Annotated in this window: 22 protein-coding genes; 11 read left to right on the plus strand and 11 right to left on the minus strand. The window is 66.4% G+C overall.

Annotated elements, in window-relative coordinates; all coding sequences use genetic code 11:
- Positions 1-1713: a 3-oxosteroid 1-dehydrogenase gene (gene kstD, locus ON04_RS03570; RefSeq protein ID WP_010540212.1), complete on the minus strand. Its 1713-nt coding sequence runs from the start codon at positions 1711-1713 to the stop codon at positions 1-3.
- 51 nt (positions 1714-1764) lie between these two features.
- On the opposite strand from kstD, the gene ON04_RS03575 reads away from it, so the two are divergent.
- Positions 1765-2550, plus strand: a complete 786-nt coding sequence (locus ON04_RS03575; protein ID WP_010540213.1) for a 2-keto-4-pentenoate hydratase — start codon at positions 1765-1767, stop codon at positions 2548-2550.
- Here the strand turns inward: ON04_RS03575 and ON04_RS03580 are convergent.
- The gene (locus tag ON04_RS03580) at positions 2547-3200 is read right to left on the minus strand and encodes a helix-turn-helix transcriptional regulator (protein WP_010540214.1); all 654 of its coding nucleotides are present in this window, start codon (positions 3198-3200) and stop codon (positions 2547-2549) included. The two genes, ON04_RS03575 and ON04_RS03580, sit on opposite strands and share 4 nt — an antisense overlap.
- An 84-nt stretch (positions 3201-3284) precedes the next feature.
- Here ON04_RS03580 and ON04_RS03585 point away from each other — a divergent pair, with 84 nt between their 5' ends.
- Together ON04_RS03585 and ON04_RS03590 are read left to right on the plus strand one after the other, a co-directional pair.
- Positions 3285-3566 carry a DUF2249 domain-containing protein gene (locus tag ON04_RS03585; RefSeq protein ID WP_010540215.1) on the plus strand — a complete coding sequence of 94 codons (282 nt, stop codon included), beginning with the start codon at positions 3285-3287 and terminating at the stop codon, positions 3564-3566.
- 7 nt (positions 3567-3573) lie between these two features.
- Positions 3574-4053 (plus strand): hemerythrin domain-containing protein, encoded by a 480-nt coding sequence (locus ON04_RS03590; RefSeq protein ID WP_010540216.1) that lies wholly within the window; start codon positions 3574-3576, stop codon positions 4051-4053.
- On the opposite strand, the gene ON04_RS03595 is transcribed toward ON04_RS03590, so the two are convergent.
- Positions 4050-4811 carry an IclR family transcriptional regulator gene (locus ON04_RS03595; protein WP_010540217.1) on the minus strand — a complete coding sequence of 254 codons (762 nt, stop codon included), beginning with the start codon at positions 4809-4811 and terminating at the stop codon, positions 4050-4052. The two genes, ON04_RS03590 and ON04_RS03595, sit on opposite strands and share 4 nt — an antisense overlap.
- Positions 4812-4934: 123 nt before the next feature.
- Between ON04_RS03595 and ON04_RS03600 the strand changes: the two genes are divergently transcribed.
- The 3 genes from ON04_RS03600 (at position 4935) to dmpG (ending at position 8497) form a co-directional block, all read left to right on the plus strand.
- Positions 4935-6437 carry an HNH endonuclease signature motif containing protein gene (locus tag ON04_RS03600; RefSeq protein WP_050815246.1) on the plus strand — a complete coding sequence of 501 codons (1503 nt, stop codon included), beginning with the start codon at positions 4935-4937 and terminating at the stop codon, positions 6435-6437.
- A 72-nt stretch (positions 6438-6509) separates the two neighbouring features.
- On the plus strand, positions 6510-7427 hold the full coding sequence (locus ON04_RS03605) for an acetaldehyde dehydrogenase (acetylating) (protein WP_010540219.1): 918 nt from the start codon (positions 6510-6512) through the stop codon (positions 7425-7427).
- 5 nt (positions 7428-7432) lie between these two features.
- A complete protein-coding gene (dmpG, locus tag ON04_RS03610) occupies positions 7433-8497 on the plus strand; it encodes a 4-hydroxy-2-oxovalerate aldolase (protein ID WP_010540220.1) in 1065 nt (354 codons plus the stop codon).
- Positions 8498-8599: 102 nt separating this feature from the next.
- Here dmpG and ON04_RS03615 read toward each other — a convergent pair whose 3' ends face one another.
- From ON04_RS03615 to ON04_RS03625, 3 genes are all read right to left on the minus strand, one after another.
- Positions 8600-9661 (minus strand): ferredoxin--NADP reductase, encoded by a 1062-nt coding sequence (locus tag ON04_RS03615; protein ID WP_010540221.1) that lies wholly within the window; start codon positions 9659-9661, stop codon positions 8600-8602.
- Positions 9662-9747: 86 nt separating this feature from the next.
- Positions 9748-10143, minus strand: a complete 396-nt coding sequence (locus ON04_RS03620; RefSeq protein ID WP_033444046.1) for a hypothetical protein — start codon at positions 10141-10143, stop codon at positions 9748-9750.
- Positions 10143-11366: a 3-ketosteroid-9-alpha-monooxygenase, oxygenase component gene (locus ON04_RS03625; protein WP_010540223.1), complete on the minus strand. Its 1224-nt coding sequence runs from the start codon at positions 11364-11366 to the stop codon at positions 10143-10145. The genes ON04_RS03620 and ON04_RS03625 overlap by 1 nt, the downstream gene beginning before the upstream one ends.
- Positions 11367-11553: 187 nt before the next feature.
- Here ON04_RS03625 and hsaA point away from each other — a divergent pair, with 187 nt between their 5' ends.
- The 5 genes from hsaA (at position 11554) to ON04_RS03650 (ending at position 16744) form a co-directional block, all read left to right on the plus strand.
- Complete coding sequence (gene hsaA, locus ON04_RS03630; RefSeq protein WP_010540224.1) at positions 11554-12729, plus strand: 3-hydroxy-9,10-secoandrosta-1,3,5(10)-triene-9,17-dione monooxygenase oxygenase subunit; 1176 nt, start codon at positions 11554-11556, stop codon at positions 12727-12729.
- Positions 12730-12762: 33 nt separating this feature from the next.
- Positions 12763-13665, plus strand: coding sequence for an iron-dependent extradiol dioxygenase HsaC (gene hsaC, locus ON04_RS03635; RefSeq protein ID WP_010540225.1), 903 nt, complete (start codon positions 12763-12765; stop codon positions 13663-13665).
- Positions 13666-13765: 100 nt separating this feature from the next.
- A complete protein-coding gene (gene hsaB, locus ON04_RS03640) occupies positions 13766-14350 on the plus strand; it encodes a 3-hydroxy-9,10-secoandrosta-1,3,5(10)-triene-9,17-dione monooxygenase reductase subunit (RefSeq protein WP_010540226.1) in 585 nt (194 codons plus the stop codon).
- 7 nt (positions 14351-14357) lie between these two features.
- The gene (locus tag ON04_RS03645; RefSeq protein ID WP_010540227.1) at positions 14358-15554 is read left to right on the plus strand and encodes a hypothetical protein; all 1197 of its coding nucleotides are present in this window, start codon (positions 14358-14360) and stop codon (positions 15552-15554) included.
- Positions 15551-16744, plus strand: coding sequence for a sulfotransferase family protein (locus ON04_RS03650; protein WP_010540228.1), 1194 nt, complete (start codon positions 15551-15553; stop codon positions 16742-16744). The genes ON04_RS03645 and ON04_RS03650 overlap by 4 nt, the downstream gene beginning before the upstream one ends.
- Positions 16745-16759: 15 nt before the next feature.
- On the opposite strand, the gene ON04_RS03655 is transcribed toward ON04_RS03650, so the two are convergent.
- The 5 genes from ON04_RS03655 to ON04_RS03675 are packed head-to-tail and all read right to left on the minus strand — an operon-like array spanning position 16760 to position 21864.
- Positions 16760-17581 carry an inositol monophosphatase family protein gene (locus ON04_RS03655; protein WP_010540229.1) on the minus strand — a complete coding sequence of 274 codons (822 nt, stop codon included), beginning with the start codon at positions 17579-17581 and terminating at the stop codon, positions 16760-16762.
- Between the two features lie 10 nt (positions 17582-17591).
- Positions 17592-18737 carry an acyl-CoA dehydrogenase family protein gene (locus ON04_RS03660; protein ID WP_010540230.1) on the minus strand — a complete coding sequence of 382 codons (1146 nt, stop codon included), beginning with the start codon at positions 18735-18737 and terminating at the stop codon, positions 17592-17594.
- Positions 18734-19750, minus strand: a complete 1017-nt coding sequence (locus tag ON04_RS03665; protein WP_010540231.1) for an acyl-CoA dehydrogenase family protein — start codon at positions 19748-19750, stop codon at positions 18734-18736. The genes ON04_RS03660 and ON04_RS03665 overlap by 4 nt, the downstream gene beginning before the upstream one ends.
- 11 nt (positions 19751-19761) lie before the next feature.
- On the minus strand, positions 19762-20931 hold the full coding sequence (locus tag ON04_RS03670) for an acyl-CoA dehydrogenase family protein (protein WP_010540232.1): 1170 nt from the start codon (positions 20929-20931) through the stop codon (positions 19762-19764).
- Between the two features lie 3 nt (positions 20932-20934).
- Complete coding sequence (locus ON04_RS03675; protein ID WP_010540233.1) at positions 20935-21864, minus strand: enoyl-CoA hydratase; 930 nt, start codon at positions 21862-21864, stop codon at positions 20935-20937.
- Positions 21865-21904 lie beyond the last annotated feature (40 nt).

Consider the following 21904-nt stretch of genomic DNA (forward strand, 5'->3'; position numbering starts at 1 on the left):
TCAGACTCCCGTCTTCTCGGTGGGGGTGGAGGCCAGCATGTTCTCGACGGCCAGGTAGCCGAACACGAGCGCGGGGCCGATGGTGGCCCCGGGGCCCGCGTAGGTGTGGCCCATGACCGGCGACGACGCGTTACCGGCGGCGTAGAGCCCCTCGATCACGGAGCCGTCCTCTCGCAGGACACGACCGTGTACGTCGGTGTTTGCGCCACCCTTGGTACCCAGGTCGCCCGGAACCATCTTGGCGGCGTAGTACGGCGCCTTGCGGACCGGGCCGAGGCTCGGGTTGGGCTTGTTGGTCGGGTCGCCGTAGTAGTGGTCGTACCCGGACTCGCCACGGCTGAAGTCCTCGTCAACGCCCCGTGCTGCAAAGTCGTTGAATCGCGCGGTTGTCTTCTCCAGCGCTTCCGCCGGCACGTCGATCAGCGCAGCCAGTTCGGCGAGGGTGTCTGCCTTGTGGAAGTTCTCCGACTCGAGCCACTTCTTGGGCAGCGGCTGCTTGGCCTGGAGTCCGGCGAAGAGGTACCGGTTCTTGTACTCCTGGTCAAACACGATCCAGGCCGGGACGTTCTCTCCGGGGCCCTCGCCCTGACCGAACTCGCCGCCGTACATTCTGTGGCCGGCCTCGACGTAGGGCAGGGACTCGTTCATGAACCGCTCGCCACGTCCATTGACCATGAAGGAACATGGCAGTGACCGCTCGGCCAACGCGAACCACGGTCCGCGCGGCATGACGATGGTCGGGCCCCACCAGGAGTCCTCCATGAAGGACAGGGCGGCGCCGGTCTTCTCCATGTACTCGATGCCCTCACCGGTGTTGGCGGCGGCGCCGACCGACCACGAGGTGGGGATGGGCTGACGCTGGTACTTGTCGCGCATCTCCTGGTTGTGCTCGAAACCACCCGAGCCCATGACCACACCGCGACGGGCGCGGAGGATGACCTCTTCGCCGTTCCGGGTGACGGTAATGCCGACGACCCGCTCGTCGTTACCAGAGCCCTCCGTGACCAGCCCGGTCATCGGCGTCTCGAGCCACACCGGCACGCCGACGTCGAGAAGACCCTTGCGCATGGCGGCGATGAGCGCACGGCCCATGCCCACCGAGTTCTGGCGGCGGGCCTTGGCGAGGAACATCCGCGCGGCGACCCGGATCGAGCGCCGGATGCCCTTGGTGTGCGGCCGCTGGAGGAGGTTCAGCCAGCGGTAGTCGGACTGCATGATGACCATGTTGACCGGTGCCTTGGCGTAACCCGGCTCCAGCTTGTCCGCTTCCGAACCGAGCTGGTTCAGGTCGAAGGGCTTGGGCTCGACCGAGCGGCCACCGAGACGACCGCCGGGGGCCTCCGGGTAGTAGTCGGAGTAGTCCTTGACCCACTCGAGCTGCAGCGGACTGTTGGCGAGGATGAAGTCGAGAACCTCGGGCCCGCGGTCGATGTAGGTGTCGATCCGTTCGGGTGCCACGACGTCCCCGATGATCGACCGGAGGTAGGTCCGTGCGGCCTCCGGGGTGTCCAAGACGCCATCGCGTTGGAGCACCGAGTTGCCCGGGATCCACACGCCGCCACCGGAGCGGGCTGTAGACCCTCCATAGTGGGGTGCCTTCTCCACGAGGACCACGCTGAGGCCCTTCTTTGCTGCCGCGAGGGCGGCCGTCATGCCTGCTCCACCGCTGCCCACGACGACGACGTCGAATTCCTGGTCTGCCATGTAGAACACGTTATAGAACCGAGGGCTTTCGCGCCAGACTGGGCAGGTAGAATCCCTCTCATGCTAAACGATGAGACCCGCGCTGCTCTCGCACAACGCCTCTGGGACGCCGAAGCAGACGTCGCTCCGATCGCGCCGCTGACCGACGATCATCCGGATCTGACCCCGGACGACGCCTTTGAGATCCAGCTGGTCAATATTCGCCGCAAGCTCAACGACGGCGCCGTGGTCACGGGCCACAAGGTCGGCCTGGCCTCCAAGGCGATGCAGGAGATGATGGGCGTCGACGAGCCCGACTACGGCCACCTCCTCGACACCATGGAGTACCCGGAAGGCACCCCGATCGAGGCCGCGCGTTTCTGCTTTCCCCGCGTCGAGGTGGAGGTGGGCTTCATCCTGGGCGCGGACATTCCGCCGGAAGGCTGTTCCCAGGAGGAGGCAGCCGCCGCGATCGAGTGGGTGGTTCCGTCGATCGAGCTGATCGATTCCCGAATCCGGGACTGGAAGATCACGCTGGGAGACACGATCGCGGACAACGCCTCGTCCTGCGGTTACGTGGTGGGCAGCAATCGGGTGCGGCTGGCGGATATCGACGTCGCAGCCATCGACGCGACCCTCTACAAGAATGGCGAATTCCTCGCATCCGGCCGGTCCGACGCAGTTCTGGGCAACCCGCTCAACTCGGTGGGCTGGTTGGCTTCGACGGTCGCCAAGTTCGGCGTGCGTTTGCGCAAGGGCGACGTGATCCTGCCCGGTACCGCTATCCGCGCCATGGACGCGACACCGGGTGACAGCTTCCGCGCCGAGTTCGCCGGTCTGGGCGACGTGAGTACGGAATTTCGCTAGCGGTCACGCATGCGGACAGTGCAGGCCTGCGGTGAGGTGAACGCGAACAGTTCAACGGTCGTCTGACCGCCGGCGCGGTCGGCGTCGGCTAGTCCGTCCAGCATCCCCGCGTGGAGTGCGCAGACCAGATTGTCTCGTGAATCGACGAGTTCGCGGAACGGGCAGTTCCGAAGTTCCAGCACACTCCCGTTTGGATCGAGGCCCGCCGTGTTCGCAGCATCTGTAGTCGGCTCGAAGCCCAGCTCGTCCAGAACGGCGACGATTCGCTCACTGGGTTCCTGGGCTTGCCGTCCGTTCGCGATCTTCCGACCCCAGGTTCGACCGACGCGTCGGGCTTCGCCGGTCGCCTCGCTGCCGGCCCGACCTAGTTCGGAAAGCAGTAGCGAGGCGAGCAGCTGGTAGTCGCGTCGGCCGGTCCATGCGCCGCTAGAGGTGGTGCGATAGGTGACCTGCGGTCGGCCGCGCCCTCCACCCGCGCGATTTTCCTGGACGATCATCCCCGCATCTTTGAGCGCGGCGGCGTGCAGCCGCACCGAGTTGGGGTGCAGTCCGAGCGAGTCGGAGATCTCTCGCACCGTTGGCGGGGTCGGGGCCGTGCGGATCGCCGCGAGCACGTTCTCGTGGATAATTCCAGAATCGTCGTCGTCCATCGTCGCCTCTTTTCCGCTGTCAACGCAATTGATCACAAGTATACTGTGATCTAATAGGGTCAGTCGCAATCGAAGGGATCCGACATGAACGATTTGCCCGTTACGGACGTTTCCGCTGGCTCCGAGCCCTCCAGTGGTCATGGCCTTCCTGAGCTCGACGCCCGCGTCATACCCCATGCGATTCGTCACGGTGCCGTGATCGGCGCTTTCGGCCAGGTCCGCCCCGGGAAGGCGATGGTTTTGGTCGCGCCGCACAACCCGGTGCCGCTGCTGAACCAGCTCGCGGAAATCGAGGGCGACTCGCTGGACGTCTCCTACTTGGAGGAGGGGCCGGAGGCATGGCGGTTGCGGCTCGCGCGAAAGTAGCGGATCGATGACCGTCGGACAGCGGCTCGAACACGACCACCGCCGCATTGATGAGGGGTTCGCGCGATTCTCAGCGTCGCTCGCCGGGGTCGCTGCCGACAGGCCGGCGTTCGACGCTGCCGCCGAGGCGCTGCGCCACCACATCTACGTCGAGGAAGTGCTCCATTTCCCGGTGGTGAGGGCTTCTGGCCTCATGGCCGCGGTGTTGGTGATGTTGCGGGAGCACGGGGAAATCTGGGACCTGTTGGACGCGATCACCGAGGCTCTCGACGGCGGCGACCATGCCACCGCCGGCCTCCTCTGGCCCCGACTGTCCGCCGTGCTGGATCAGCACAATATGAAGGAAGAGCGGATCATCTATCCGGCGGGTGACGACACGCTCCCAGCCGAGGCCGCCGACGCGATCACTGACGAGCTCGGGCGCGGGACCACGCCGGCGGGTTGGTCCTGCCAGATGGCGGGACGTGGAACGCCGGTTGGCCCCTAGCGGTCTTCGGCCAAGGCGCGTCCAGCCGCCGCGGCGACCCGTGCCACCAGCGGTTCCAGTCGGGCCAGGGCGCTCTCGTCCGACGCGCTGGCGGAGAGTGCTGCCACTGCTCGGGTCTCGCCGCCGCCGCCCTCGTCGTCGTCAAAAACCGGTGCCGCCACGCAGTACAGGCCGGGCGTGAGCTCGGCGCGATCCAGCGCGCGTCGCCTTCGCCGGATGTCGGCCAGTTCCATCGCCAGCTCGGCCGCCGAGGTGACCGTGGTATCGGTCCAGGCGACCATCGGACCCAGTGCGACGCGGCTGGCAGCCTCCTCGTCGAACGCCAGCATGGCTTTTCCCACGCCGGTGCAGTAGGCGGGCAATCCACCGCCGATCCGTGACGGCGACGGGATCGGCCGCGGGCCGTGCAGCTTGTTGAGGTAGACCACCTCGTCCCGGTGCATCGTTGCCAGATGCACCGTCGCGCGGGTGGCCTCGAAGAGGTGAGCGAGGAAGGGAGTGAGTACCCGCCGGATCCGTTCGTACGCCGGAGACGCCGGGATCGGGTCCAGTTCGTGGACAAGGGGTCCCAGACGGTAACGCTGACCAATGCGTGTCACCGCCCCATTTCGCTCCAGCGATACGAGTAGCCGCAACGTCGTGGATTTGGCGAGCCGCGTCTCGCGCGAGATCTCACTGAGCGTGAGTCCGTTTCCCGCCGCCGTTACTCGCAACACGTCGAAAGCCCTGTCGACGGGGGAGGCGGGGGGTTCGGTCATGCGCCCAGTCTAACCGGGAAGAGCGGTTCGCGCGATCGTTAGTTCGAACTATTGTGCGAGCGTTTTTGTTGCGGTAGTATCGTACGTACATTCGATCCCGATGCGAGCTGGGGGAGTGCTTTGATGACGACGACGACTTCGCTGTTCGACCTTCCCGCATCTCTGGGCGTGGTGGACGTAGACGCGGTCAGCGAGGCGGCTCGGTCGGCGACGTTGGCGCAGAATATGGCCGCTGCCACCCGTCTGGAGGCCGCGCACGTCCTTGTGGATCAGATAGCTCGCGGTGCTGAATCAGGGAGTGAATCCCCTGGCGGGGCCGTGAAACGTCCCGCATATGCGCGACTTGATCCGGAGTCCCGGGCTCGGGATCATCTGGTGGCGGCGTGTCAGCTCTCGTGCTGGCATGCGGCACGCTTGGTGACGGCCGGGCGGCAGATTCACACCCGGCTCCCTCGATTGAGGTCGGCGGTGGCGCGCGGGTTGTGGCCGGAGCAATTGGCGATCGAGGCCGCGTGCCGTTTGTCCGAAGTGCCGGATGCAATCGTGGCGTCCGTGGAGCGCGACGTCGTCGGCGAGATCACCGAGGATCTCAATGGAGGCCACCGCCCTACCCGAGCTTCGCTGGACGGACTGATCGACCGGGCTGTCGAGCGTCACGATCCCGCGGCGGCGGAGGACGCGGTTGATGCGGCCGCTAAATCGCGCGGGGTGCGGTTCCGGATGGGGCGGAACGGGATGGCGTCGATGTGGGCGCATCTGCCGGTGGCGGACGCGGAACTGCTGCGTCAGCGGATCGAGGCTGAAGCGCGCGTCGCTGCTGAGGATGGCGTACCGCGGACGACGGACCAGCTGAGGGCTGATGCGTTGGTGTCGTTGGCCGTCGTCTCCGGCGCAGGCGCTGCCCCGAGCCCTCACTCGAGCGATGAGTCCGACGTCGGGATCGAGCTCGGTGAAGTCCGCGTGGGCTCCGACCTGCCCCGACCCTCGCTCGGCAATGCCGCAGCGGCAGGACTGCCGATCCGCATCAGTGTGATCGCCGCCGCCTCGCGAGGAGTTCCGAACAGGGTGGAGTTCGTCCACGGCGCGTACAGCAGCTTCGACTGGCTCTGCCGAGAACTGCTGGAAGGCGATGATGCGACGGTTCGCTTCGAGGTCATAGACCCGACGCCGGGTGTGTCAGATTCTCCGGACCGCGCGTTGCGGTACATGATCCCGCAAGTCCTGGCCGAGCGGGTTCGGCTGCGCGATGGCACATGCCGGCATCCGGGGTGTGCGGTGCCGGCCGAAGACTGCGACGTAGATCATGTGATCGCCTTTGATCACACGGCTCCCGATCTGGGTGGGCCGACCAGCGAGTGGAATCTGATGTGCCTGTGTCGCAAGCATCATCGGGAGAAAACGTTCGGAACCAACTCGTACCGCCCGGGCCCGTTGGGTGAGCTGATCATTTTTACCGATACCGGGCACGAGCATCGGACCAGGCCCCGCGGCCCACTGTCGCGGGCGCGGGACGAGATCCGGGAGCGGGCGTGGGACGTTCATCTGGAGCGGTTGATCGACGAGGACTGGCTGCTCACCAATCCGCCGGGGACGGAAAAGCCCGGCTCGCGCAACACTCAAACCTGACCGGTGCCGCCGCTGTTCCGTTAGATGGCACAGCTGATTGTGGTGTGGGTTCAGTGTCGCGACACTGTCCCTATGACGGAGAAGAAGAAACTCAGTGCCGCGATCGTGGGGTCCGGCAACATCGGCACCGACCTCATGTACAAGCTCGAACGCAGCGAGTACATCGAACCCAAGTGGATGATCGGCATCGACGCCGAGTCCGAGGGAATGAAGCGCGCCGCAGACCACGGGCTCACGTGTATGTCCGGTGGGGCTGACGAGTTGCTCGCCTCGATCGAAGCCGGTGGAGAAAAGCCGGACCTGCTGTTCGAGGCCACCAGCGCGTACGTGCACAAGGAGTATGCGCCCAAGTACGAGGCCGCCGGCATCATCGCTATCGACCTCACGCCGGCCGCGGTGGGCCCGATGGTCATCCCGCCGGCGAACCTGCACGAGCACGTCGACGCGCCGAACCACAACATGGTCACCTGCGGTGGTCAGGCCACCATTCCGATGGTGCACGCAGTGTCGGAGGTCGTCCCGGTCGAGTACGCCGAGATCGTCGCCTCCGTCTCCTCGGAATCGGCGGGCCCGGGCACGCGTGCCAACATCGACGAGTTCACCGAGACCACCAAGATGGCCATCGAGAAGGTCGGCGGCGCCAAGCGCGGCAAGGCCATCATCATCCTCAACCCGGCAGAGCCGCCCATGATCATGCGCGACACGATCTTCTGCGCAATCCCTGAGGACGCGGACCAGGACCTCATCACCACTGCCATCCGCAAGCGGGAGAAAGAAATCCAGCAGTACGTGCCCGGATACCGCCTCCTGCAGGAGCCGCAGTTCGACCCGCCCACCGAGATCACCGGCGGCATGGCCCGCGTCGCGATCTTCGTCGAGGTCGAAGGCGCAGGAGACTTCCTGCCGCCGTACGCGGGCAACCTCGACATCATGACCGCCGCCGCCACCAAGGTCGGCGAGGACATCGCCAAGACCAAGCTCGGAGTGTGACAGACATGGATATGACAAACCCCTACAACGCCGATACCCGCGCGTACAGCTCCGAACTCGACATCCGGATCACCGACTCGTCACTGCGTGACGGCTCGCATCACAAGCGCCACCAGTTCTCTGTTGACGATGTACGCAACGTCGTCGCAGCCCTGGACGGCGCCGGTGTCCCCGTCATCGAGGTCACCCACGGTGACGGTCTCGGCGGCGCGTCGTTCAACTACGGCTTCGCCAAGTCCTACGACCAGGAACTCATCAAGGTCGCGGCGGAGACGGCCAAGCAGGCAAAGATCGCGTTCCTCACCCTCCCGGGGCTCGGGATCAAAGACGACATCCTCGCTGCACGCGATAACGGTGGCTCCATCTGCCGCATCGCGACCCACTGCACCGAGGCGGACGTCTCCATCCAGCACTTCGGCTACGCCCGCGAGCTCGGCCTCGAGACCGTCGGCTTCCTGATGATGAGCCATACCCAGACCCCCGAGGTATTGGCCAAGCAGGCGCGCATCATGGCTGACGCCGGCTGCCAGTGTGTCTACATCGTCGACTCCGCCGGTGCGCTCGTCATGGACCAGGTCTCGGACCGCGTCGCCGCGGTGGTAGCCGAATTGGGTAACGACGCGCAGGTGGGCTTCCACGGACACGAGAACCTCGACGTGGGCGTGGGCAACTCCATCATGGCCATCCGTGCGGGCGCGCAGCAGATCGACGGCTCGACCCGCCGCTTCGGCGCAGGCGCCGGCAATACGCCCGTTGAGGCACTGGTCGGTGTGTGCGACAAGCTCGGCATCACCACCGGAGTCGACTTCTTCAAGATCGCCGACGCCGCCGAGGACGTGGTTCGTCCACTGATGCCCTCTGAGTGCGTCGTGGACCGCTCGGCGCTCATGCTGGGCTACGCTGGCTGCTACTCATCGTTCCTCAAGCACGCTGAGGGCCACGCTGATCGCTACGGTGTCCCGTCGTCGGAGATTCTTATCCGCGCCGGCGAGCGCCGCCTTGTCGGTGGACAAGAAGACCAGCTCATCGACATCGCGCTGGAGATCCAAAAGGAGCAGGCTAACGCCTGAGGCCAGTTCCGGCACCACCGCGCCACAGAAAAACCGCGCCCCCGAAATCGGCCGCACCGGATGAATCCCGGGCGGATGATTTTGGGGGCGCGGCGCGTCAGCTCACTCGGAGTACGAGACCTCTACATGGTCGGACTTGGGGAGCAGCTGACAGCTCAGCACGTAGCCCTCTTCGACCTCCTCAGGGTCGAGGATGCCGTTGTGGATCATCTCCACCTCGCCGGACTTGAGGATGCATGCGCAGGCTGAGCACTCGCCCTTACGGCACGAGAACGGCGCCTGGATGCCTTTGGAGAGCAGCACGTCGAGAAGTGGGGTGTTACGGGGCCACTCGACCTCGTGGACTTCGTCGTCCAGCTCGACGGTCGCGGTGGCGGGCCCCGAGCCGTCCTCTGCCGGGGTGTCATCGATGACGATCTCGGCGAACGGGTCACCCTCGATGGAAGAGAACACCTCGGTGTGGATGAGATGCATGTCGGCGCCTGAGCGGCGCAGTCCGTCCTTCACGGTCTCCATGAACGGGGCCGGGCCACAGATGTAGGAGTGCCGCTTGGCGGCCACCGGCTGGAGGAGGTTGCCGATCATCTCCGCGGTGGGAATGCCGGCGACTGACTCCAGCCAGTGCAGGACGGTGAGACGCCTGGGATTCTCCCGCGCGAGTTTTTGCAGCTCGTCCTTGAATATGACCGACTTCTCGTCGCGGTTGGCGTACACCATAACGATGTGGCCGGTGCCCTGCGCGAGAGCTGACCGGAGGATGGACATCACCGGGGTGATGCCCGAGCCGGCTGCCAGGAGGATGAAGTCCTGGTCCAGGTTCTTGGGCGTGAAGATGCCGGACGGAGCCAGGACGTGCATGGCCATGCCGGCTTCGGCGTTGTCGCAGAGCCAGTTGGAGCCGTACCCGTCGACCGTTCTCTTTACGGTGACCTTGAGCTTGGTGTCCTCGGTGGGGGAGCTCGACAGGGAGTAGCAGCGCGCCACGGAACCGGTCTGGTCACTGGGGATGCGCAGGGTGAGAAATTGTCCGGGGGTGTACCGGAAGTCGTTCTCGCCGCCGGCCGGGATGTCGAAGACTATCGACTTCGCGTCGGCGGTCTCCTCGATCACGTCCGCGATCGTGAGTTCACGCACGAAGGAGCCCAGCTCGGGGGTGTCAGTCATGGGGAAAGCCTATCGGGTCGAAAAGGGCGCGGGAACGACGAGTTCCGCGGAACGGGATTAAGCCGTTCCGCGGAACTCGTCATTGGTCACTCCGGGGTAAAGAACGGATTGACCATGTGCTCGGGGTCGACGGGGTCGACGCCCTCAGCGAGCGTGATCAGGCCCTCCGCGTAGGCGTAGCGGATGCTCGCGAGCATGTTCGGGCAGGTGTCCTCCCCGTCGGGAATCTCCTCACCGGAGCGCCACATGCTGAACACGGGGCAGTTCTGGTCACTACCGTCCCGCCACTGGATGGAGGTGTGCTTCTCGCTGTTCTTACGGACGTACGCGCGGGTCCCACAATTGTTGCAGTCGACGGGTTGGAAACCGGCGCGCGTGTACGTCTCACGGTCCAGCGCGGTGTGGGCGTGGAGTTGCTCCGCCCGCGCCGGATCGGTGTCGTCCCAGGTGGGCGCGCGCCGTGCGTCGTTCTGCTTGAACATCACTTGTCGGACCGGGAGGCGCCGGCCTCTTCAGCGACCTCTGCGATACCGGTGTACTGGGTCTGCTCCTGGGTGCCCTCGGCTTCGTCGCCGGACTCGCGCTGACGCATGTTCTCGGCCACCTCCTTCTCCCAGTACACATTGGCGGCGGTGGTGTCGACCTCGAACTCGAAGCGCTCTTGCATGTCCGGCTCGACCTTGTCGCGGTCCACGTAGAACTGCTCGTACCAGCGACGCAGCTGGTAGACGGGGCCGTCCTCCTCGCACAGCAGTGGGTTGGCGATGGACGACTTGCGCTGCCAGATGCGGACGTCCTGGAGGAAGCCCTCACCGAAGAAGCCGCCGATCTTGTGGGCCATCTTGGTGGCGTTCTCGTCGTCGAAGCCCTGGGGCTTCTTGACCATGAGCCCGTACATGAGGACGAACGAGTTCTGATCCACGGGGTAGTGACAGTTGATCAGGATGACGTCGGACTCGAAGTCGCCGTACTTCTGCTTGAGCGGGTTGATCATGAACGACGGTCCGTAGTAGGAGGCCACTGACTCCAGCAGGGTGTCGCCGTACTTACCACCCGAGGGGTCGTGGTCCTGCCGGCCCTTGGTGTTGAGGTACTGGGTGGCGGTCTGTCCCTCGAAGACGTTCTTGAAGTACGTCGGGAACGCATAGTGGATGTAGAAGAAGTGCGCCATGTCGACGACGTTGTCGACGATCTCCATGCAGTTCGAGCCGGAGATCTCGAGGCGGTTCCACACCCAGTCGGTCCACTCGCCGGTGTCGTACTCGGCGAGCGCGGGGATCGCGTCCTCGTCGCGGGGCGGGTTGCCCTCGTGGTCGTGCCACACAAAGACGAGCCCGTTCTGCGTCATGGTGGTCCAAGCACGGGTCTTAGCGCGGAGGGGGACGCGCTTGGCGTAGGGGATGCCCTTGCACTTGCCGTCGCCGCCCCAACGCCAGTCGTGGAACGGGCACGCGATGTTGCCGTCCTTGATGCTGCCGTCGGAGAGGTCTCCGCCGAGGTGGCGGCAGTAGCCGTCGAGAACCTGGATGCCGTCGTCGTTAGCCCACACGACGAGTTTGGTGCCGAATGCGTGGATGGAATGGGGCTTTCCGTCGGAGAACTCCTGGACGGTGCCGATGCAATGCCAACCGCGCGCGTATCGTTCCCGGGCCTTGCCGGTGTCGATCTCGCGGACGGCTCCGGGGGCCGAGCCTGCTGCGGTCATGATCTTCCTCCTGAGGGGCGGGTCTGATGAGAACAGGTTATAGAATTGCGGTGCGGGCTACAACCAAAGTGCGTTGATGCTGGCACGGGGTGTCATAGCATGACGTCCGTGAGATGCAGCCTGGTGCAAAACTGGAACGTGTTCTAGTCTAGTCATAGCACCCCCAACGAGCGCCAGAGAGGTTCACATGAGCGAGCACGCCAATCACGAGGTCATCGATCGGATCAAGGCACTGCTGCCAGGGTTCGCCGAGCGCGCGCAGGAGACCGAAGATCTGCGCAAGGTCCACCCGCAGAACATCGCTGAGTTGGACGAGGCCGGTTTCTTCAAGCTCTGCCAGCCGGCTCGGTGGGGCGGCTACGAGGCCGACATGGAGACGTTCTACACCGCTGTCCGGCACATCGCATCGGCGTGCCCGTCGACCGGGTGGTGCTCGAGCATCCTCGGAATCCACAACTGGCACCTGGCGCTGTTCTCCGAGCAGGCACAGAACGACGTCTGGGGTGAGGACAGCACCGTCCGCATCTCGTCGTCGTACGCGCCGATGGGGGCCGCCAAGCGGACCGCTGACGGCCTGGTCCTCAACGGCAAGTGGTCCTGGTCCTCGGGCTGCCAGCACGCTGACTGGGTCTTTGTCGGCGGTCCCGTCATGGACGAGAACGACAAGATGGTCGACTTCTGCACGTTCCTCGTGGAGAAGTCCCAGTACGAAATCCTTGATGTGTGGCACGTCGCCGGCCTCAAGGGGACCGGATCCAACGACATCCTCATCAAGGACGCCGTCATCCCGGAGCACCGCGTGCTCTCCTTCGGCCTGATGGCCGCCACCAAGAGCCCCGGCCTCGAGCTCAACACCAACCCGATCTACAAGATGCCGTGGGGCACCATTCACCCCACGACCATCTCGGCTCCGATCGTCGGTATGGCGTTCGGTTGCTACGACGTCCACGTCGAACACCAGCGTGAGCGCGTCCGCGCCGCCTTCGGCACCAAGGTCAAGGACGACGTCTTTGCCAAGGTCCGGCTCGCGGAGGCCGCCGGCGACATCGACGCCTCCTGGCTCCAGCTCATGCGCAATGTGCGCGAGGAGATGGATCTGATCGAGGCGGGGGGCTACCCGGGGATGGATATCCGCACCCGTGCCCGTCGTGACCAGGTCCGCGCCACGCAGCGGTCCATCGATGCCATCGGTCTGCTTTTCCAGAACTCGGGTGCGCGTGCGCTCGAGGACACCTCGCCGATCCAGCGCTTCTGGCGAGATGCCAACGCCGGCCGTGTCCACGCAGCCAACGAGGCCACAAAGGCGTACATCATGTTCGGGCAGAACGAGTTCGGCGAGAAGGTCACCGACTCGATGGTCTGATCCGCCTCGGCGAATCAGAAAGGACTGGCAACTATGGCGATCAGTAATTTCGGTTACGTGCGCATCCACGCCACGGATATGGACGCATGGCGTGACTACGGCACGAAGGTGCTGGGGTTCGTCGTCGGTTCCGGTGACGACCCGGACGCACTCTACTTCCGTATGGACGACCACCCGCACCGGTGGATCATCGTTCCCGGCGAGGAGGACAAGCTCGCCCAGGTGGGCTGGGAGTGCGCCAACGAGGGCGAGTTCGAGGACGTCAAGAGGCGTCTCGAGGGCGCCGGTGTCGCCTGGGAAGAGGCCCCGGACGAGGTCAAGCACGACCGCAAGGTCCGAGGTCTGATCACCTGCCAGGACCCGGCCGGGTTCACGCTGGAGATCTACCACACGATCGCGCTACAGCACCGTCGCATCCCGACACCGTATGGTCACGAGTTCGTGACCGGTGACCAGGGCGCGGGCCACATCGTGCTCTCGACCCCGGACGAGGTGGCCGCGCTGGAGTTCTACCGCGACGTTCTCGGCTTCTCGCTGCGTGACTCGATGAGTCTGCCGGCGGAGATCGTGGGGCGGCCCGCGGACGGCGACCCCGCGTGGCTGCGCTTCCTGGGCTGCAACCCGCGTCACCACTCGCTCGCATTCACACCGTTCCCCAACCCCACAGGGATCATCCACCTGATGGTCGAGGTGGGCTCGGCGGACGACGTGGGGCTGGCGCTCGACCGCGCGGAGCGCAAGAAGGTCAAGATGTCGGCGTCGCTCGGCCGGCACGTCAACGACAAGATGATGAGCTTCTACATGAAGACGCCCGGCGGCTTCGACTGCGAGTACGGCTGCGAGGGCATGCAGGTCACCGACGACGAGAAGTGGGTGGCCCGTGAGTCCACCGCCGTGAGCCTGTGGGGTCACGACTTCTCCGTGGGCTTCAAGTAGACAGCGGATTCGCATAGACGCCTAGGCTGGGCCGTACATACGTGCGGCCCAGCCGCCGCGGTACAAGCAGACGAGCAACGTCCATGGGAGGACCTACCCGATGAGCAGCACCCAGGAAAGCCCCGAGGCACAGAATTTCTCGAGCCGGGAGCTGCGCGACGCGCTCGGTCAGTTCTGCACCGGGATCACCGTCATCGCGGCGGTGCAGGACGACAAGCCGGTGGGATTTGCCTGTCAGTCCTTCTCCGCATTGTCGCTCGAGCCGCCGCTGGTCCTGTTCTGCCCCATGAAGACCTCGGGGTCGTGGAAGGGCATCGAGAAGGCCGGCAAGTTCTCGGTGAACATCCTGTCGGAGGACCAGGAGGACGTCTCCTCCGTCTTCGGCCGTCGCGGCGACGACAAGTTCGCCGAGATCGACTGGGAGCCCAGCCCGCTGGGGTCTCCGGTCATCAAGGGCGTCATGGCGTGGCTCGACTGCGAGATCGAGCAGGTTCTCGACGGCGGCGACCACTGGATCGTCCTGGGCCGGGTTCACGACCTCGGACCCACGAAACGCGACATCCGGCCGCTGCTGTTCTACCGCGGTGCCTACCTCAGTATCGAGGAAGACGTCGTCGACCCCACTCCCGAGCAGGAGGAGCTGGCCAACTTCATCACCTCCGCCGACTCCTACACCTGGTTGTGAGGGCGACATGAGCGAATACGCCGCGCGCGCAACCGCACCACTGGCAGCCGCTTTGGCGGAGGCCGAAGAGATCATTCGCTCGGCGCCCCACGTGCGCACCGAGGCCGACGTGGCCGAGGGGCTCGACTACCTGCTCGGCACGATTCGCGGGGCCATCGAGACGGGCCAGCACCGCGGTCGTACCCATCCACAATTGTTCGAGGCCACCGGTCCGTACACCAAGATGGGCCTCGACAACCCGGATACCCTGTACTTCTACGCCAACCTCGCGGACGGCGCCGAGTACGTGATCGAGGGCCGTCGCGGCACTACCGCCGACCTGTCGTTCCAGGTCATGGCCGGGAACTACTCGGCCGATGAACGCGCCGCGTCGCACGCAGCGTTTGACGACCGCGCACTGGAGATCCACGAAGACGGCCGGTTCTCGTTCCGGATGGGCCCGGCGAGGAACGACGACGACGAGGGCGATCGCGGTTACGTGGTTCTCCACCCCGGTTCGTCAATGATCGCGGTCCGCGAGGTGTTCTCCGACTGGAAGACGGAGGAGGCGGGGTTCGTCACGCTACGCCGTGTCGACGCCGCCGGCACCGCGCCCGAACCGCTCACGGTCGCCGGCCAGGAGAAGTTCTTCGCCAAACTCGCCGAGGCGCTCATCGGTCGACTACGGACGTGGTTGGCGTTCCCGGGCTGGTTCTTCGGAGACCAGGAACGCAACACCCTCTACGAGCCGCGGAGCACTCCCGGCGGGCTCACCACCCAGTTCTCTTCGGCGGGCATCTTCGAACTCGAGCCGGATCAGGCCATGGTCATCTCGGTGCCCGTCGCGGATGTGCCTTACCAGGGTTTTCAGTTGGGCAGTATGTGGTACGCCTCGCTCGAGTACGTGCACCACCAGACCAGCCTCACCACGGATCAGGCGCACGTCACGGAGGACGGAATGGTCCACCTCGTGGTCTCGGACCGCGACCCCGGACTGGCCAACTGGATTGAGACGCTCGGCCACCGCGAAGGAATAATGCAGTTCCGCTGGCAGCGCGTGGATTCGCCCATCACTGCGGATCAGGGGCCGACGTTGAAGATCGTGCCGTTCGACTCGCTGGCCGACGAGGTCCCCGGATACTCCCAGCAGCGGGTGACCCCCGAGCAGTGGCGGGAGCGGATCGCCGCCCGGCAGCAGGCGTTCGCGCGTCGGAGGCTGACATGAGCAACACCGATATGAGCAACACCGATCGCGTGAACGTGGGGACGGTCGAGGACCTACACGCCAGTGCCTCGCGCGCTGTGGGACTCGAGGACTTTGACGATGGCGAGGACGGCCACCGCGAAGCACTGGGCGTCCTGCTGGATTCTCTGCACTCCGACGCCGGCCTGACGCCCGCCGGGAGCAAGTACTGGCGCTCGGTGACCAAGAGCGCGCTCACCGCGAGGCTGATCTCCACGGCCGGTTCCGCCGCCCTCGCGGGAGCGGAGGTGGAGATCGAGCGACCCGTCGTCGTCACCGGGTTGCCCCGGACCGGGACCACGGCGTTGCACCGGCTCCTGGGCGCCGACCCCGCTAACCAGGGGCTGGAGCTCTGGCTCACCGAAGTGCCGCAGCCCCGGCCGCCGCGCGAGAAGTGGGAGGACGACCCGGCCTACGTGGGCCTGCGCGACATGTACGCCGGGTTCATGTCCGAGAATCCCGACTACGGCGGAGTGCACTACATTTCCGCCGACGACCTCGAGGAGTGCTGGCAGCTGCTGCGGCAGTCGCTGACCTCGGTGTCGTACGAGTGCCTCGCGCGTCTCGACGGCTATTCGCGGTGGCTGCAGGGCATCGACTGGGTGCCCGCGTACCGGCGGCACAAGCGCAATTTGCAGCTGATCGGTGCCAATGACCTTGGGCGGCGCTGGGTGCTCAAGAACCCGAGCCATCTGTTCACGCTCGACGCGCTGCTCGAGGTGTACCCGGACGCGGTGGTGGTGCAGACACACCGGGATCCGCGTAAGTCGATGGCGTCCATGTGTTCGTTGGCCCACCGGACAGCGTCCGACTGGTCCACGCGGTTCACGCCCGAGTACATCGGCTCCTCGCAGTTGGATCTGTGGGCCCGGGGCGTGAAGACGTTTGACGAGGTCCGAGCACGGCACGAGGCGGATCCGGCGTCGGCGGCGACGTTCCTCGACGTGGACCATCACGAACTGCTGAACGACCCCGCGGGCGTGGTGGAGCGCGTCTACGCCGCCGCGGGCACGAGCCTCAGCGGCGACGTTCGCTCGGCCATCGAAACCGAGAACGCCCGTAGCCTCTCAGGCGACCGGGCTCCCGCGCACCGCTACACGCTCGCCGATTACGGACTTAGCGAGGAACTGATCGCGGAGCGGTTCGCCGGGTACCGCGGCCTGGAGGCCTGACCCGCGCGTCTGGCGTCAGAGGTACTTCGCCACCGCGTCGATGATGCGGTCGGCGAACTCCGGCTTGCACACGAGGAGGTCCGGGAACTCGATTTCCTCGACGTTGTAGTGGATTTCTGTACCGTCGAGGTGGCTGGCGTGCAGGCCGCGCTGGCGCACCACGCCGTAGGTGGCGGCCGAGTCCCACTGGTGGTGGCCGCTGGTGTGGATGTAGACGTCGCACTCGTCCTCGACGACGGTCGCGGTCTTGCCACCGCCGGACCCGAGGCTGGTCAATGTCGCGTCGAGCTCGGCGGCCAGGTCCTCCGCGAATGTCGGCGGATTGGTCTCGGAGACGGCGATGCGCAGGCGATCGTCCTCTCGCGGTGGCACCAGCGGCCCGGGCCGGGGGCCGCGAATGATCGAGATCGGCTGATAGGTGGTGGCACCGCGCCCGGTGAGCACTCGCCCGTACGCGGGCATGGCGATCGCGCAGGCGGTGATCCCGCCGACGCCTTCCGGATCCTTTTCCCACAGCGCAACGTGAACGGCCCAGTCGGGGCGTCCTTCGATCGCATACGATCGCACTCCGTCGAGGGGGTCGACGAACCACACCCGATCGGCATCCAGGCGGTCCCGCGAGCCGGGGTTCCACTCGCCAAACACGATGTCGTCGGGCCTCGCCACGGCGAGGCGGTCCACGATGACGGATTGCGCCTCGCCCTCGGCGAACGCGCCCAGGTCCTCCGGTGCCACCTTGGGCACTCGCAGGCTGGCGAGCAGGCGTCCCGCCTGGGCAGCGAGATCCTCGGCAAGGCGTTGGTCGTTGGTACGTCCGTGCTCGGGGAAGGGACTCATACGGCCGATTCTAGAGGCCGGCGGCGACCTCGAGGGCGGAGAGTATCTCGTGGGGCTGGCCCAGGAGCTGAGCGGTGCCATGGGCGCGCTTGAAGTACAGGTGCGAGTCGTACTCCCACGTGATGCCCACGCCACCGTGGAGCTGGATGGACTCGCCGGTGATCCACTGCAGCGCCTCGGAGCAGTACACCTTGGCGGCGGCGGCCTCGATCTCGGCGGCGTAGGCGGCCGCGTCGGCCTCCGGCCCGTCGCCGAGCGCCTGGGCCTCGGCCACCAGCGCGGCTGCGGAGTACGACAGTGACCGTGCGGTCTCGGCCTTGACGTACATGTCGGCCATACGGTGCTTGAGCGCCTGGAACGAACCGATCACGCGGCCGAACTGCTTACGCTCTTGCGTGTATTGCACAGTCGCGTCGAGTACGGCACGCGCGGCGCCGACCTGCTCGGCGGAGATGGCAGCCCACGCCGCGGCGCGCAACCGCGACAGGAAACTGTCGCGAGTGCCTATCGCGGTGGCGGTGACGCCATCGAACTCCACGCGCGACAGGGTGCGCGTGGGGTCCATGACGGGTACGCGGGTCACGGTGACGCCGGCGGCGTCGGCGGGCACGTCGTAAAGGGCCACGGTCTCGCCCGCGACGGCCACGACCAGCAGAGTGGAAGCGGTGTCCGCGCCGAGGACGTGATGTGCGGTGCCGGTGAGGGTGGTGCCCTCCGCGCGGACGCCCGGCACGGCCCACCCGTCGAGGCCGGCCCAGCACAGCGCGATTTGCTCACCGGCGGCGATGCCGGGCAGGAGCCGTGCCGCGGCGTCGGCGTCACCACTGGCCAGCACGGCCTGCGCGGCCAGTACCGCCGACCCGAGCATCGGTGACGGGGTGAGTCCCCGACCCAGTTCCTCGCACACGAGGTGCGTCTCCACCCAGGTGGCGCCGGCACCGTCGTGCTTCTCGGGAATGGACAGGGCGGCGGCGCCGATCTGCTCCACGAGGGTCGACCAGAGGGCCGGGTCGTAACCGTCCGCCGAGTTCATCGCCGCCCGGACAGCCTCGGAGTCGGACTTCTTGGCCAGTAGCGAGGCGACCGACTGCCGAAGGGCACTCTGCTCCTCGGTGTCGACCCCGGGGGAGGAGGCCGGCGTGGTGGGCGCGGTCATCGGGCGGCCTCCGCGGTGTCCGCACCGGCTGCGCGCAGGGCGTCGAGAACGCGGCCGCGGTGGTAGCTCTGCGTGCCCCAGGCGGTCTGCAGGGCGCGGGTTTTGGTGAGCCACAGCCCCAGGTCGTGCTCCAGGGTGTAGCCGATCGCGCCGTGGATCTGGAGGGCCGTGCGGGCCGAGAGGTACGCGGCGTCGGCCACGGCCACGCGGGCGGCGGAGACATCGCGGACGGCGGCCTCGGGGGAGTCCGGGTTCTCGGCGATCGCCAGGGCGCCCGCCCACAGCAGGGGACGGGCCATCTCGAGTGCGATCGCCACGTCGGCCAGCTGGTGCTTGAGCGCCTGGTACTCGCCGATGAGCTTGCCGTATTGCTTGCGCTGCTTGGCGTAGTCGACGCTCATGTCGAGCATCGCCTGCCCGAGGCCCATGAGCTGCGCCGCCGTGCCCAGCGCGCCGTGGTTCACCAGATCAACCGTGCTCGCGGCGGCTACCCGGCCACCGCGGGTCGGGGTGGTGACGGTACGTGCCCGGTCCACTGACCGGCGCGATTCGCCGGCGTCGGCGGAGAACACCTCGTCGTCGGCGACAACCCACAGGTACTGCGCGACATGGGCGTCGGGCGCGAAGGGAGAGACCCCTGGGGCGGCCACGGAGGCGAGGGTGCCGACGGCGAGCTCGCCGGCTACGTCACCGGCATCGGAGTCGCCACCCAGCGCGGCGGCGATACGGGGTGCCACCATGACCGACTCGACGACGGGGCCCGGGACCGCGTGGCGGCCCATGACCTCGAGTGCAGTGACGGTCTCTACGGCTGTGGCGCCGGCCCCTCCGGCTTCCTCCGGGATGAGGAGTGCGGCGGCGCCGGTCTCGGCGATGCGCCCCCACACCGCAGTGCCAGGCGCGGTGTCACCCGCGGCCCAGGAGCGGATGACCGACGGCATGTCCGACTTGGACAGCAGCGAGTCGATGCTCGCCGCGAAGTCGGTGATGTCGGGATCGATTGCGAAATCCATGGTGTCCCCCGTTATCCGCGCGGAAGGCCGAGAAGGCGCTCGGCGATGATGTTCTTCTGAACCTCGTTGGTGCCCGCGTAGATGGGCCCCGAGAGGGCGAACAGGTAGCCGTCCATCCACTGCTCACCGGCTAGTTCGCTAGCGGTGTCGAGGACGTCCAGTGCGGTCTCGTGGGTCGCGATGTCCCATTTCGACCAGAAGACCTTGTTGATGGAGGACTCGAAGCCCAGGTTGGCGCCGCCGGTGAGCTTGGTGACCGTGTTCCAGGTGCTCAGCTCGTAGGCGCGGGAGCCGATCCAGGCGTCCACCACGCGGTCGGCCAACGAGCCGCGGGTGCGGTCGTCCAGCTCGGCCTCGGCACCGTCCCACAGTTCCAGGAGGCGGTCGGTCGTGGCGAGGAACCGGCCCGGCGACCGCAGCGACAGGCCACGCTCGTTGTTGGCGGTGGACATCGCCACCTTCCACCCCTGGTTGACCTCGCCGATCACGCCGGACTCACCGGGGTTCGCCGGGTCGTCGGGGACGAACACGTCCTCGAGGAACAGTTCGGCAAAGCCCGGCAGCCCGTCCAGCTGGTCGATGGGGCGCACGGTGACGCCCTCGGCCCGCAGGTCGAACATGAAGTAGGTCAGCCCCTTGTGGCGGGGCTCGTCCGGGTCGGTGCGGAACAGTCCGAAGCCCTTGTCGGCGAAGGAGGCGCGGGTGGACCACACCTTTTGGCCGCCCAGGACCCAGCCGCCGTCGACCCGCTTGGCGGTCGAGCGCAGGGATGCGAGGTCGGAACCGGCCTCCGGCTCGGACCAGGCCTGGGCCCAGATGTCGTCGGCGCGGGCCATGCGCGGCATAATCCTCTGGAGCTGCTCGGGGGAGGCGTGGTCGAAGAGGGTGGGGGCCAGCAGGAAGATGCCGTTCTGGCTCACGCGCAACGGCGCGCCGGCGCGGAAGTACTCCTCCTCAAACACCACCCAGTTGACCAACCCGCAGTCACGGCCTCCGAACTCCTCCGGCCACGAGACCACAGACATGCGGGCGTCGGCCATGGTGCGCTCCCACTCGCGGTGGGCCTCGAAGCCCTCACGGGTGTCCATGTGGGGCAGCGGCTCGGTGGGGACGTTCTCGGCCAGCCACTGCCGGACCTCGAGGCGGAACTCCTCGGTGGCGGCGTCCAGGTGCAGATCCACGGCTCAGCCCTCCTTCTTCTCGGTGGTGCCCTTGTTGGCGCCGTCGCGCATCGAGCGGGCGTCCATCCCGCCGAGGGAGGCGGAAAAGGAATCCGTGTCGTCGGGCTCGGCGTTGGCCGAGTGGGCGAACATGTGCCAGCCAAACGCGGTGTCCAGATTGGTCTGCAGACCCATCTGGTCCTCGGCCATGTTCACGGCTTTCTTGGTGAGGGTCAGGCCGAACGCCGGCATCGCCTTGATCTCGTCGGCGATCGAGTCGACCTTGGACTGGAGCTCGTCGCGCGGGACGACGTGGTTGAGCATCCCCCAGTCCAGCGCCTCGGCGGCACCGAACCTGCGACCGGTGTAGAGGATCTCCTTGGCGCGGCGCGGGCCCAGCACGAAGGCGTGGGCGAAGTACTCGACACCCGGGATGCCCATTTTCACCACGGGGTCAGAGAAGAACGCGTCGTCGGAGGCCACGATGAAGTCGCAGACCCACGCGAGCATCAGTCCACCGGCGATGCAGGCGCCGTGCACCTGGGCGATCATCGGCTTGGGGATCTCGCGCCAGCGACGGCACATCTGGACGTAGACCTCGGTCTCACGGGCGAGACGCCGGTCTCCGCCGCCGCGGGTGGTGTGGTCCCACCAGATCGAGGCGCGGTTGGTGTACTCCACGTGATGGTCGCGCTCGACCGTGCCGATGTCGTGTCCGGCGGAGAAGTGCTTGCCTGCGGCACGGAGGACGATCACCTTGACCGAGTCGTCCTCGACGGCCTTGATGAACGCATTGTCCAGCGAGTACGTCATGACCGAGTTCTGCGCGTTGCGGAAGTCCGGCCGGTTGAGGGTCACGTACGCGGTGCCGTCGGACACCTCGTAGGCAACCGGCTGCGTGTCCGGTCCGAGGTCGCTGACCTCGAGGACCGGGGGGATGGGTGCATCGGTCATGAGCTGGGGTTCTCCTTACCTAGCAAGTGCTTGGTTGGTA

The organism is Dietzia alimentaria 72 (genome assembly GCF_000226215.1).
Lineage (GTDB): Bacteria > Actinomycetota > Actinomycetes > Mycobacteriales > Mycobacteriaceae > Dietzia > Dietzia alimentaria.

Excerpts from the sequence above, each read along its gene's own strand:
- ON04_RS03660 (WP_010540230.1), bottom strand. The coding sequence starts at position 18,737 with ATGACCGCGCCCACCACGCCGGCCTCCTCCCCCGGGGTCGACACCGAG.
- ON04_RS03600 (WP_050815246.1), top strand. The coding sequence starts at position 4,935 with ATGACGACGACGACTTCGCTGTTCGACCTTCCCGCATCTCTGGGCGTG.
- hsaC (WP_010540225.1), top strand. The coding sequence starts at position 12,763 with ATGGCGATCAGTAATTTCGGTTACGTGCGCATCCACGCCACGGATATG.
- dmpG (WP_010540220.1), top strand. The coding sequence starts at position 7,433 with ATGGATATGACAAACCCCTACAACGCCGATACCCGCGCGTACAGCTCC.
- ON04_RS03655 (WP_010540229.1), bottom strand. The coding sequence starts at position 17,581 with ATGAGTCCCTTCCCCGAGCACGGACGTACCAACGACCAACGCCTTGCC.
- ON04_RS03625 (WP_010540223.1), bottom strand. The coding sequence starts at position 11,366 with ATGACCGCAGCAGGCTCGGCCCCCGGAGCCGTCCGCGAGATCGACACC.
- hsaA (WP_010540224.1), top strand. The coding sequence starts at position 11,554 with ATGAGCGAGCACGCCAATCACGAGGTCATCGATCGGATCAAGGCACTG.
- ON04_RS03675 (WP_010540233.1), bottom strand. The coding sequence starts at position 21,864 with ATGACCGATGCACCCATCCCCCCGGTCCTCGAGGTCAGCGACCTCGGA.
- ON04_RS03595 (WP_010540217.1), bottom strand. The coding sequence starts at position 4,811 with ATGACCGAACCCCCCGCCTCCCCCGTCGACAGGGCTTTCGACGTGTTG.
- ON04_RS03575 (WP_010540213.1), top strand. The coding sequence starts at position 1,765 with ATGCTAAACGATGAGACCCGCGCTGCTCTCGCACAACGCCTCTGGGAC.
- ON04_RS03650 (WP_010540228.1), top strand. The coding sequence starts at position 15,551 with ATGAGCAACACCGATATGAGCAACACCGATCGCGTGAACGTGGGGACG.
- ON04_RS03665 (WP_010540231.1), bottom strand. The coding sequence starts at position 19,750 with ATGGATTTCGCAATCGATCCCGACATCACCGACTTCGCGGCGAGCATC.
- ON04_RS03615 (WP_010540221.1), bottom strand. The coding sequence starts at position 9,661 with ATGACTGACACCCCCGAGCTGGGCTCCTTCGTGCGTGAACTCACGATC.
- ON04_RS03590 (WP_010540216.1), top strand. The coding sequence starts at position 3,574 with ATGACCGTCGGACAGCGGCTCGAACACGACCACCGCCGCATTGATGAG.
- ON04_RS03605 (WP_010540219.1), top strand. The coding sequence starts at position 6,510 with ATGACGGAGAAGAAGAAACTCAGTGCCGCGATCGTGGGGTCCGGCAAC.
- ON04_RS03620 (WP_033444046.1), bottom strand. The coding sequence starts at position 10,143 with ATGTTCAAGCAGAACGACGCACGGCGCGCGCCCACCTGGGACGACACC.
- ON04_RS03585 (WP_010540215.1), top strand. The coding sequence starts at position 3,285 with ATGAACGATTTGCCCGTTACGGACGTTTCCGCTGGCTCCGAGCCCTCC.
- hsaB (WP_010540226.1), top strand. The coding sequence starts at position 13,766 with ATGAGCAGCACCCAGGAAAGCCCCGAGGCACAGAATTTCTCGAGCCGG.
- ON04_RS03580 (WP_010540214.1), bottom strand. The coding sequence starts at position 3,200 with ATGGACGACGACGATTCTGGAATTATCCACGAGAACGTGCTCGCGGCG.
- ON04_RS03645 (WP_010540227.1), top strand. The coding sequence starts at position 14,358 with ATGAGCGAATACGCCGCGCGCGCAACCGCACCACTGGCAGCCGCTTTG.